This is a genomic window from Nocardioides sp. CPCC 205120, assembly GCF_048654585.1.
Lineage (GTDB): Bacteria > Actinomycetota > Actinomycetes > Propionibacteriales > Nocardioidaceae > Nocardioides.
This window is the reverse complement of sequence record NZ_JBMCYY010000001.1, coordinates 713,787-725,232: the sequence shown is the minus strand read 5'-3', so window position 1 is coordinate 725,232 and position 11,446 is coordinate 713,787. Positions and strand designations below refer to the sequence as shown.

The 11,446-nt window shown below is 77.9% G+C and carries 6 protein-coding genes; 1 reads left to right on the top strand and 5 read right to left on the bottom strand.

Going from position 1 to position 11,446, the window contains the following annotated elements; genetic code table 11:
• Positions 1 to 50: 50 nt before the first annotated feature.
• On the top strand, positions 51 to 1,133 hold the full coding sequence (locus ACOACO_RS03365; RefSeq protein ID WP_420294834.1) for a class I SAM-dependent methyltransferase: 1,083 nt from the start codon (positions 51 to 53) through the stop codon (positions 1,131 to 1,133).
• Positions 1,134 to 1,159: 26 nt separating this feature from the next.
• Here ACOACO_RS03365 and ACOACO_RS03360 read toward each other — a convergent pair whose 3' ends face one another.
• From ACOACO_RS03360 to ACOACO_RS03340, 5 genes are read right to left on the bottom strand one after another with little or no spacing between them, the layout of a single operon-like run.
• Positions 1,160 to 3,172, bottom strand: coding sequence for a hypothetical protein (locus tag ACOACO_RS03360; protein WP_420294833.1), 2,013 nt, complete (start codon positions 3,170 to 3,172; stop codon positions 1,160 to 1,162).
• Entirely contained in the window at positions 3,169 to 4,404 is a 1,236-nt protein-coding gene (locus ACOACO_RS03355) for a VWA domain-containing protein (RefSeq protein ID WP_420294832.1), read from the bottom strand. The genes ACOACO_RS03360 and ACOACO_RS03355 overlap by 4 nt, the downstream gene beginning before the upstream one ends.
• A complete protein-coding gene (locus tag ACOACO_RS03350; RefSeq protein ID WP_420294831.1) occupies positions 4,401 to 6,941 on the bottom strand; it encodes a DUF5682 family protein in 2,541 nt (846 codons plus the stop codon). The genes ACOACO_RS03355 and ACOACO_RS03350 overlap by 4 nt, the downstream gene beginning before the upstream one ends.
• A complete protein-coding gene (locus ACOACO_RS03345; protein ID WP_420294830.1) occupies positions 6,934 to 8,061 on the bottom strand; it encodes an ATP-binding protein in 1,128 nt (375 codons plus the stop codon). Before ACOACO_RS03345 ends, ACOACO_RS03350 begins: the two co-directional genes overlap by 8 nt.
• A complete protein-coding gene (locus tag ACOACO_RS03340; RefSeq protein WP_420296291.1) occupies positions 8,058 to 11,357 on the bottom strand; it encodes a DUF4132 domain-containing protein in 3,300 nt (1,099 codons plus the stop codon). The genes ACOACO_RS03345 and ACOACO_RS03340 overlap by 4 nt, the downstream gene beginning before the upstream one ends.
• Positions 11,358 to 11,446 lie beyond the last annotated feature (89 nt).

The following is an 11,446-nucleotide window of genomic DNA, read 5'->3' as shown; positions in this document are numbered from 1 at the left end:
GACCGGTGCGCGTACCTCCCGCGCGCACCCCGACCGGGAGGTACACCCGCATGAGTACGTCGAGCTCCGTCCTGCGGCAGGTGCTGCCGTCGTCCGGACCCACGCGCCCCCTCCTCGGCCTGGTCGCGCTCGTCGCGCTCGTCGGCCTGCCGGTGCTCACCGGCCTGGTCGTCGACCTCGACGGCGCCTGGGTGCTCGGCCTCCTCGCCGGCATCGTCCTGCTCGCCACGACCCTCGCGGCGCTGTCGGCCATCGGCACCAGCCGGCTGCTGCACGCCCAGCACGCGCGCTCCGACGAGCTGGAGGCGGCGCGCACCGCGGAGCTCGCCGAGCTCGTCCGCACCCGCACCGACGGCCTGCGCCGCACCTTCGAGCGCAGCACCGACCGCCTCGCCGGCCACGTCGCGGGCGAGATCGCCGAGGCCACCCGCACGACCACGACGGTCTCCGACCGCAACCGCGACGGCTTGCGCAACGAGATCGAGCGCCTGCTGCTCGTCGAGTCGATCGGCGACGTGCGCCAGACCCAGGCGCTGCTCCAGCTGTTCGCGGCGGTGCGCATCGAGCGCCCGCTGCCCGGCCTCAGCGGCTTCGCGGCCTCGCCCGACCTGCTGCTCTTCCTCGTCCACCTGCTGCGCGAGGAGCGCCCCGCGGTCGTCGTCGAGTGCGGCTCCGGCTCCTCGACCCTGCTGATGGCGCTCACCGTCAAGCAGTACGGCCTGCCGACCCGCATCATCTCGATCGACCACGAGGCGTTCTACGGCGAGCAGACCCGCCGCACCCTCGTCGAGAACGGCGTCGACGACGTCGCCGAGGTGCGCATCGCCCCCCTGGCCCCCTCGCCGGTGCCCGACCACGAGCCGCAGTGGTACGACGTCGACGCCCTCGGCGACCTGCCTCCGATCGACCTCCTGATCGTCGACGGCCCGCCCGGCTCGGGCGGCCGCGAGGCCCGCTACCCGGCGTTCCCCGTGCTGCGCGACCGCCTCGCGCCCGGCGCGATCGTGCTGATGGACGACTACGACCGCGACGACGAGCGCGTCACCGGCGAGCGCTGGCAGGCCTCCGCCCCCGGCAGCACGCTGGAGCGCGTCGACCTCTACAAGGGGCTCGGCGTCCTGCGCATGCCCTGATCCGGGTACGGCGGGGCCCGCCCCGCTCACTCCGCGAACGCCAGCAGCACGGCGACGTCGGCGAGGGCCCGCTCCCGCTCCCCCGGTACGCCGAGAGCGGCCGCCGCGGTCCGCAGCAGGTCGGCGACCCGCAGCAGCCCCAGTCCCTCGGCCTCCCGGCTCGCCTCGAGGAGGTCGCGGGTCGCGGCCGGGCCGCCCCTGCGCACCCCCAGCACGAGCAGGCGGCCGAGCGCCTCGACGACCGCGGCCCGCAGGGCGTCCCACGGGTCGGCGGTGCCCGAGCTCCTGGGGGAGGTCGGGGTGGGCTCGGCGCCGGGTCCCGCCGGCTCCGCGAGCGGCCCCACCAGGGCGCCGCCCGCGCCCCAGACGGCGGTGAGGTGCACGACGAGGCCGTCGGCGCGCCGTACCCAGCGACCGGCGACCACGTCGACCTCGCCGGAGAGCAGGGCGGCACCGATCGCGCCGGCGGCCCCGGCGGCACGGGGCGCCCAGCCGAGGTCAGCGAGCACCGTCGCCCCGTCCGCGTCGCGCAGCTGCGCCCGGACCCGCCGGCGGACCGGGTCGAGGTCCACGTCCTCGACCGCGACCACCCGGGCCGCAGCGACCCCCGCGACCGGAGCGCGCGGGCCCAGGACGGCGGGCAGGTCGGCGACCGGCGCGAGGTCCGCGAAGCGGGCGGCCAGCACGGGCGAGCCGTCGGGCACCTCCAGGGTCGTCGTCGCCCGCACGGCGACCCGCCCGCGCGGCACCACCAGCTCGTGGCCCCGGCGCCGGCTGGGCGGGAGCACCACCGCGCCCCGCGCCCAGTCGACGAGGCGCGCACCGCCCCGGCTGGCACGACCCAGCTGCTGCGGCGTGACGGGCGCCTGCTCCCGGTCGGCCGCCTCGGCCGTCAGCGTGTGGACGCTGCCGGTGCGCACGTCGGCGACGAGCACCCGCAGCGTGCTCCAGCCCCCCACGTGGGCGTGCTCGGCCCCGAGCCCCACGAGGCGACGCTGCTGCGTCGTCTCCTCGACGGGCGGTTGCCCGGCCACGAGCGCGGTGGGCACGCCACCGGGGGCCGGACCACGTTCGAGCCGGCGCAGCCGGGCCTCGAGCTCGCCGACGAGCAGCACGAGCCGCTCGGGGGCGACCTGCGCGTCGCGCGCCGTCTGGTGGGTCAGCTGGTCCGCGAGGTCCCGCGCCACGGCCGCCGGATGGGGCAGGCCCGCCGCCTCGAGGTCCCCGGCCAGCCGCACCGCGGAGCCCGTCAGCTCGGCCGCCGCCCCCAGCCCCAGCTCGACGAGCAGCGCCCACCAGGCGTCGGCGTCGGCGCGCAGCCGGTCCGGTACGACGCCCGCGCGCCCCTCGACCCCCGGCCCACCGTCCCCCGGGGCGCCGACCGTCGGCTCGAGGACCACCAGCCCGTCGGAGTCCGGGGACGCGGCGAGCACGGCGAGGGCGTGGTCGACGTGGGCGCAGCCGGTGCGGCCGCACTCGCAGAGCGCGAAGCGCGGGTCCGCGTCGGCACCGAACCGGACGGTCAGCTCGACGGGCACGTGGAGCACGACACCGACCCGCGTCCCGCGGGTGAGCGTGGCGACGAGACCCCGCTCGGCGCGCAGCCGCTCCGCCGCGCGCCGGACCCGCGGCTCGACCACCTCGACCACCCCGACCGGCGCAGCAACCGGCGCAGCAGCCGGCGCGACGGCCGGCCCCGCGGCCTGACTCGCGGCCTGACCCGCGGCCTGACTCGCGGCCGGGGCGGGCTCCGTCTCACCGCGCTCCGCCTCGGCACGCGCCCGCCAGGCGAGGACGGCGCGCACGAGGTGCCGGCACGCGGAGCCGGCGAGGCAGTCGCAGGTCCAGGTGGCGAACGGGCCGGTGCCGACGAGGCAGCGGGTGCCGTCGTCGCCGGCGACCTCGAGCCCGTGGTCGGTCTCGGTGAACGTGAGCGCCACGCTGCCGGACTCCACCTCGCGGGTGGCCCGGCGGACCGTGCCGACGTTGGTGAGGTCCACGAGCACCTCGGGCGTCAGGCCGCCGAGGTCGGGGATCACCGGTCGCCCCCGCCGTACGGGCCCGACGGCCCGGTCGGCTCGGCGGCGCCGGACGGACGCGTCCCGGCGACCACCTCGGCGACCCAGGCGGCGAGCCGGTCCGGCGTCATGGCGGCGACGTGCGCGCCGCGGCGGGCCAGGGCCGCGCCGGTGGACGGCGGGACGGTCGAGCGGCCCCCCGCGTCCAGGGCCGCCAGCGCCAGCACGGTCACGCCGGCGGCCGTCAGCCGCTGGACGGTGCCCAGCATCCCCGAGGGGTCGCCGCCCTCCACGAAGTCGCTGATGACCACGACGACGGCGCGGCGCGGCGCGCTCACGAGGCTCTCGCAGTAGCGCAGCGCCCGGTCGATGTCGGTGCCGCCGCCGAGCTGCACCCGCAGGAGCACCTCGACGGGGTCCGCCACGTCGGCGGTCAGGTCCACGACCTCGGTGTCGAAGGCGACGAGGTGGGTGCTCAGCTCGCCCACCTGGTGGAAGATCGCGGCGGTCACGGCCGAGTGGATGACGGACTCGCCCATCGACCCCGACTGGTCGACGGCCACGACGACCTGCCAGCGGTCGGCAGCGCGGCGTACCCGGGTCGCGAACAGCGGCTCCCGGATCACCAGCCGCCCCGAGGCCGGGTCGACGTGCTTGAGGTTGGCCCGCACCGTGGCCCGCGGGTCGAAGTTGGCGGCCACCTGGTGGCGGGTGCGGCGCCGCGGGTCGCGGGCGCCCCGGAAAGGCGTGCGCACGGGCGCCGCCAGGGCCTCCATCATCTCGGCGACGACGGTGGCCACCACCCGGCGGGCGAGGGCCAGCACCCGCTCGTCCATGAGGTGCCGGGTCGCGAGGACCGCGGTGAGCAGCGCCGGGCTGGGGGTGACCCGCTCGAGGAACACGGGGTCGGTGACGGCGTCCTCGATGCCGTGACGCTCGATCGCCTCGGTCACCATCCGGTCGGCCACGCTGCGCGGGAACAGCTCGTGGACCGCGTTGATCCACTCGGTGGTGGTCATCAGACCGGAGCCCTCGGTGCTGCCGCTGCCGGCGCCGGTGCCGTCGGGGTCCCGGCCGTGGAGGAAGTCCAGCGTGCGCTCCAGCCGGGCGTCCCCGGGGCCCAGCCCGCCCAGCGCAGGCTCGGCGGCGCGACCGAGCACGAGCCGCCAGCGCCGTCGACGCTCGGCCTCCTCGCCGTCGCCCCCGACGCCCCCGACTCCCCCGCTGGCCCCGACTCCCTCGTCGGCGCTCATCCGGCGTCCCCGCCGCGTGCGACCGGCGCCCCCAGCGGCCCGACGTGCCGCTCGACGAGCCCGAACAGCTCCGCCTCCCGCGCGACGAGGGCGGCCAACGCCGCCGGGTCGGCCTGCAGCGGGGCCCGCGCGGCCAGCGGGACGGCGTCGGTCGGCACGAGGTGGCGCAGCAGCGCCTGGCGCTCGGCCGGCACGAGCTCGGCGGTCGCGCGCCGCAGGTCGGGGAGGGCCTGCACGAAGTCGTCCGCCGACCAGGCGCGCAGGGCGGCGTCGAGCGGGTCGAACAGCTGGGGGGCCGCGAGCGCGAGGTGCCCGGCGACGGCCATCAGTCCGGCGTACCAGGCGCCCGTCGCCACCGGGTCCGGCGCACCGGCGGGCCCGACCCCCGGACGGTCGGCGGCGGGCACCACCGAGTCGAGCAGCCACCGCGCCCCGGTGAGCGCCCCCTCGACCTCGGGGGCGTGCCGCTCCTCGGCCGTCCGCCGGGTACGGCGTGCCGCACCGCCCCGGGCGTCCCCGAGCTGCGCGTCGACGGCGGCCCGCAGCTGCTCCTCGAGCCCGGCGGCGTGCAGCTCGGGCGAGCTGAGCACGGCTTCGGTGACCTGGCGCAGCACGGCCGCGCAGGACGACGCGGCCGCCCCGCCGCCCACCGGCGGCAGCCGCTCGACGAGCTCGACCGCCCGCGTGGCGACGACGACGAGCAGCGCGCCGAGGTCGGCGCGGCCGGTGACGCCGTACCAGCGGTCGAAGCGGTGCAGCCGCAGGAGCAGCCCGAGGCAGTCGCGCAGGTCGAGCAGCTCGTCCGTCGCGCGCACGGCGGAGGTGATGCGATCGGCGAGGTCGCCGCGCAGGTCCTCGACGCCGCAGCGCACGGCGTCCTCGAGCACGCCGGTCAGCGCGGCGATCCCCTCGCGCGCCTCCTCGGCCAGCCGCGCCCGCAGCGCCTGGTCGAGCAGCGCGCCGTACCGGCTCGCCGTCACCGACGCGGTCGCCACCCGCTCGCTCCAGCGCACCCGCCAGACCTGGGTCGAGCCGAGCCGACCGGTCGGCCGCGCGCCGCCGGGACGGCCGGACCCGGTCGGGCGTCCCGCGTCACCGGTCGTGGCGTCCCGCTCGAGGACAGCGGCGGGGATGTCGAGCACCGCCAGCGTGTGCAGCAGCCGGGAGCGCCGCCGGTCGGCCGCGTCGTCGAGGTCGAGGTGGACCACCCGCGCGGTCGGCTCGAGCGGGATCCCGGCGGCCTCGCAGCGCCCGAGCACGTCGGCGACGAGCGGTGGCTGGTCGGTGCCGGGCGCGAGCCGGCCCACCGCGTCGCCGCGCAGCGAGTGCCGGAGCCGGCCGACGAGCGGGTGGCCGCCGTCGGCCGCGTGGTCCCCGCCGACGAGCACGTCCTTGACGAGCGCGGAGGTGAGCCCGTCGACCAGGTCGTCGCGCCAGACGCGGGCGTGGTCGCGCACGGCCGCGAGGCCCCGGGCGGTGGTGGTCGCCGCGATCGCGTCGGCGGCCGAGACCACCACGCCGGCCCCGCGCAGGGCCGTGACGGACTCGGCGAGCAGGCCGGCGGCGACGTCGTCCCGGTCGGTGGCGCCACCGCGCCGGGCCAGGCCCGCGTCGTACACCCGGTCGTAGAACCCGGGGCTGGGCTGGCCGGCGAGGTAGCCGGCGTGGGCGTCGAGGACCGCGTACGACGTGGGCAGCAGCGCGTGCCCCGACTCCAGCCGACCGGGCGGCACGTGCGTCGGCGGCGGAGCCGGGGGCCGGGCCGACGCACCCGCCGCCACCAGGCGCTGCAGCCCGGTGGTGTGGAAGGCGCCGGTGACGACGAGCACCACGCCCGACGGGTGGTCCGCGCGGGCGCGCAGCACCTCCGCCGCCATGTGCTGCTCGCGGGCCCGGTTGAGCCGGTCGCGCTCCTCGCCGGCCACGGCGTCGGCCCGCATGCCGGCACCGAGCACCGCGGCCCGCCGCAGGTAGGTGGCCGCGTCGACGTCGGGCTCGACCTCGACGAACTCGTCCCACACCGCGCTGAGGTCGTGGCGCCCGGTGTAGGCGGCGAGGCGGTCGTAGAACGCCTCGCCCACCTCGTCGGGCGGCAGGAGCGCCGCCGCCTCGTCGCGGCCGCGCTGCTCGAGCCAGAACTGCTCGTGCCAGGGCAGGTCGACGAACCGCACGTCGGCCCCGGCCCGCGCGCCCTGCGTGATCGCCTGCCACTCCGGGCTGAACCGCGCGAACGGGTAGAGGGCGTGGGCGAGCACCGGGTGCTCGTCGTCGTCCTCCGGCTCCCAACGCAGCCACGCCATCAGCGAGACGGGCAGGCGGTGGTCGAGCAGCAGCTGGTCGATGCGCGTGTAGTCGGCCGGGCCCTCGACCAGCACGGCCGCGGGCCGGTACGCCGCGACCAGGTCGCGCACCGCGAGCGCCGCCGCCGGCGAGTGGTGGCGCACCGGCACCCAGAGCAGGTCGCGCGCGTCCGGCCGGTCGGGCGCGTCGGGCTCCCCGGGTCCGTCGGGTCCGTCGGGTCCGTCGGGGTCAGCCATCGAGGCGGTCCCGCGCGGCGTACAGCTCCTCCCACCGACCGGGGCGGCCCTTCACCACGCGGGAGAGGTAGCCCCGCAGCCGCGAGCGGTCCTCCTCGGAGTCCTTCAGCGCCGTGCCGAGCAGCGCCTCGACGAGGTGGCCGCCGTGCGGGGGCCGGTCGGAGAACCACGCGGCCTGGAGCCCGGTGGTCACCGCGACCTGCACCGCCTCGGCCGTCGACATCGCCGTCGACAGCTGCTCGACGGGTGCACCGGCCTCCGTCCGGCCGGTGCGCAGCTCGCCGAACAGCGTCACCAGCACCTCGGTGAGGTCGGCCGGCAGCCCGCTCGCGATCCCGGCCTGGGCGAGGATCGCGTCGCTCTGCTGCTGCACGAGCCGGACCTCGCGGCGGGGGTCGCGGATCGGCTGCACCGTCTCGAAGTTGAACCGCCGCTTGAGCGCCGCGCTCATGTCGTTGACGCCGCGGTCGCGGATGTTGGCGGTGGCCAGCACGGCGAACCCGCGCCGCGCGTGCAGCACGCGGTGGGGGTCGGACAGCTCGGGCACGACGAGCACCCGGTCGGAGAGCACCGAGAGCAGCGAGTCCTGCGTCTCGATCGGGCAGCGGGTGATCTCCTCGAAGCGCACCACCTTGCCCTCGCTCATGCCCCGGTGCACGGGGGCGGGCACGAGCGCCTCCGGCCCCGGCCCCTGGGCCAGCAGCAGCGCGTAGTTCCACGAGTACTTGATCGCGTCGTCCGTCGTCGAGGCCGACCCCTGGATCGTGAGGGTGGAGTCGCCCGAGACCGCGGCGGCCAGCAGCTCCGACAGGTACGACTTCGCGGTGCCCGGCTCGCCCACGAGCATCAGCCCGCGGTCGGTGGCCAGCGCCACCACGCACCGCTCGACGAACGCCCGCTCGCCCACGAACTTCGGCAGCAGGCCCAGGCCGTCGGGGCGTCCCGCGTCGCCCAGCACGAAGTCGACGACGCTGCGCGGCGCCAGCGCCCACCCGTCGGGCACGGTGGCCCCCGTCGCCGCGTCGCGCTCGCGCAGGCGGACGAGCTCGGCGGCGTGCAGCGTCTCGGCGGAGGGCCGCTGGACCCGGTCGGGGCCGGGCGGGACGGTGGCTGCGCTCACCCCTCCACCTTCTCCTGCAGGGCGGCGAACGCGCGGCGCACCTCGGAGACGACGATCGGGTCGACGGTCGTCCAGTCGTGGGCGCCCCGCGTGTCGTAGTACCAGCGCGCACCCCCGCCGAGGGCGAAGACGCCGGCCTCCGTGACCTCCTGCGGACCGGACTCGTGGATCATCCCCGTCCACAGGCCGTCGCGGATCTCGACGACGACCTCGAGCCCCCGGTCGGGGAACGGCAGGCTCAGGGTGCCGATGACGCCCGCGTCGGCCGGCGTGCCCCGCACCCAGCCCATCCGCTCCAGGGTGCTGACGAGGGTCCCGGGGTTGATGCGTCCCTGCGGCAGGCCGGCGAAGTCGCTGCCGGGCCGCTGCCCGTCGGGCAGCCCGAACGTCGCCCGGTCGAGCTGGTCGACGGGGGCCACGAGCTCGTAGTCGGCGAGGTGCGCCCGCCAGGCGTCCCGCACGTCGTCGGCCAGGTGGAGCGGGTGGGCCAGCGTGACCGTGGCGCCGTCGGGCGCGTCGTACGGCTCTTCGTCGATCGTCAGGTACTCGCGGTCCTCCGTGACGCGCACCAGCACCGGCGCACCGCCGGACCCGGCCGGCCCGGCCTGCCCGGGCTCGACGGCCCACACGAGCGGCCGGACGAGGGAGTTGAGCACCGGGTGCTCGACCACGTACGCCCGGTGGTCGGCGACCGGCCAGCGCCGACCCGTGACCATCGCCTTCTCGAGGCGCACGGTCTGGATCTTCGCGAGGTCGCTCAGCTGCTTGCGGGCCAGCGTGAACTCGGCCTTCGCGGCGGCCGCCAGGTCGGCGTCGTCCCCGGCGTTCGGCGCGGGCAGGGCCGTGCGGGGCCTGCCGGTCGGGCGGCCGTCGGCGTCGAGGGCCGTGACGACCAGCCCGCCCTGCGGGCTCAGCGCGACACGGAACCGGCGCGGACCGAAGTCGAGCACCCGCACGCCCCGCTCGTCGAGGCCACCGTCGGGCACGACGCGGTCCTCGAGCTCGTCGACGGTCAGGCCCTGGAGCGCGGCCAGGCGCGCGAGCGACTCCTGCGCGGCCTTCTGCACGCCCTTGAACTTCGACTTGGCCGCGATCCCCGAGATGGCCTGCAGCGCCGACGTCGTCCCGGTGGCCGCCAGCACGTCGAGGCCGGTCACGGCCCGCTGGTGCTGGCTCTCGCCGGGCCAGGCCCGCACCCGCGGCGCCAGCTCCAGGACGAGACCGTCGGCGCCGAGGAACCCGGCGGCGAGGAAGACCGCCTTGTCCGGCGCCTTCGCCCCCGCCCCGAGGTAGCCCTCGAGGAGGCCGAGCCCGATCGCGTCCCGGGCCGGCCCGCTCATCCGCTCGCGCACCGCCGCGACGAGCGGGCGGGGCGCGAGCGTCTCGTCGCGGGCGCTGCGCAGCGCGGACCACAGCACCGCCGCGACCTGCTCGTCGTCCAGCCGGGCGTCGGCGACCCGCAGCGGGGGCAGCGCGGCGGCGTACGCCGGGAGCCGCGCCGGCAGCTTGAGCGGCCCGTCGGGCACCGGGGTGGCCTCCTCGGCGGCCGTGGCGTCGTTCCACCACGCGGGGAGGCCGCCGTCGGCCCCGAGCACGGGCAGGGCCGCCTCGTCGCCGACGCGGGCGACGAGCGCCGCGACGTCGGGGTGCCGGGCGTCGGCCAGTGCGACGGCGAGCGCGCCGGGGGCCGTCGCGAGCACCTCGCGCACGACCGACTCCAGCGCGCGCAGCTGACCGCGCGACAGGGGCCCGTCGTACGCCGCGAGCGCGCCCGCGTGCGCCACGAGCCACTCGCGGGCGGCGACGACGGCCTTCGAGTCGGTCGCCAGGCGCAGCACGAAGGGCACCGCGCCCGCGCCGGAGAGGCGGGCGAGCAGCGGGCGGGTCTCGAAGTTGGCGCGCTCCGCGTTCGTCTCCGCGCACACCCGGTCGACCGCCACCGCCAGGGCACGGGTGCCGAACAGCTCCAGCTCCAGGGCGCCGGGCGGGCGGCGCCCCCGGAGCTGCTCGGTCTCGCCGAGGGAGGTCAGCAGGTCGACCACGCCGTCCCAGAGCTCCGCGCGGCTCTCGGCGTCGGGGAGGGCCACGGCGGCCGCGACCAGCACGGCGTCGTGGAGGCCCACGTCGGCGCCCACCGACCGGCCGGAGGCGAGCGTCCGCGGCGGGCGCTGCTCGACGACGGCGTCGGGCCCGACGGCGGCGACGAGAGCGGCGTGCTCGTCGGGCTCGGCCACGAGCGCGCTCAGCACGACCCGGGTGCGGAGCGGGGTCTCCGGCGACCGAGCGGCCGCGCGCAACCGCTCGACGTCGGCCGGGGCCAGCTGCGGCACGACGAGGGCCCGCAGCGCGGGGACGTCGCCCGCCCGCAGGTCTCCGGCGACCGCCGCGTCCACGTCGAAGGCGGCCGCGAGCCCGCCGAGCGCGATCCAGGCGGCGACCCGCAGCCCGTCGGGGAGGTCGTGGCCCACCCAGGCGCGGGGCGGGAGCGGGGCGTCGGGGTCGCTCGCGGCGGCCCGGGCGCGGCGACGGCGCTCCGGCAGGTCGAGGTCCATGGCCGTGACCCGCGACCGCTCGGCGGCTTCCTGGGCGGCCCACTGCTCCCACGTCAGGGGGACCCAGCGACTGTCCACGGCGATCTGCGGCACCCGGTCGCACTCGAACGCCACCCACCACGCCGCCGTCCGCCGGTCGGGGACCCCGTCGACCGGCGGGAGCAGGTAGGTCTCGATGCGGGCGTAGTAGCTCGTGTCCACCACCGCGTTCGCCCGCTGCCAGGCCTCCCAGTGCTTCGCCGTCGCCGGCCCGTCCCGCGGCGGCTCGGGCACCTCCAGCGAGTCGAGCGGCCGCCCGACGGGCAGCGCGGCCTCCTCCGTGCGGGTCAGCAGCACGCCGAGGTCGGCAGGCGCTGTGGCGGGCGTGGCGTCGGGTGCGGCGACCGGCGCGGCGTCCGGCGCGGCGTCCGGGCGGACGTCATCCCCACCGTGGGTCGGGGCGCTCGGCACGGATGACGTCCCGGGGTCCGGTACGGCGGGCGCCGGCGGGTCCGGTACGGCGGGCGGGCGGGGCGCCGGCAGCGCGGTGCCCGTGGTGGCCGCGCCCTCGACGTACCCCTTCTTCTCCTTCGCCGCGACCTGCTTCGCGGCCTCCGCGGCGGCGGCCGCCGGGTCGGCGTACGTCTTGCGGGTGACCTGCCCCTTCGTGCCGTTGCGGCCGTAGTGGACGGTCACGTCGGCGCCCTCGACGCCGATCGACCAGAACTTGTCCGACGTCCCTGCCGTCAGGGTGAACGTGCGCATCTCCACGGGGTCCCCTCCTCGCTCCGGCGCGCTCCCTACCCCGTCGGGGCGTTCCTCACGCCGCGCGGGACGGACCCGTTCGGCCGGCG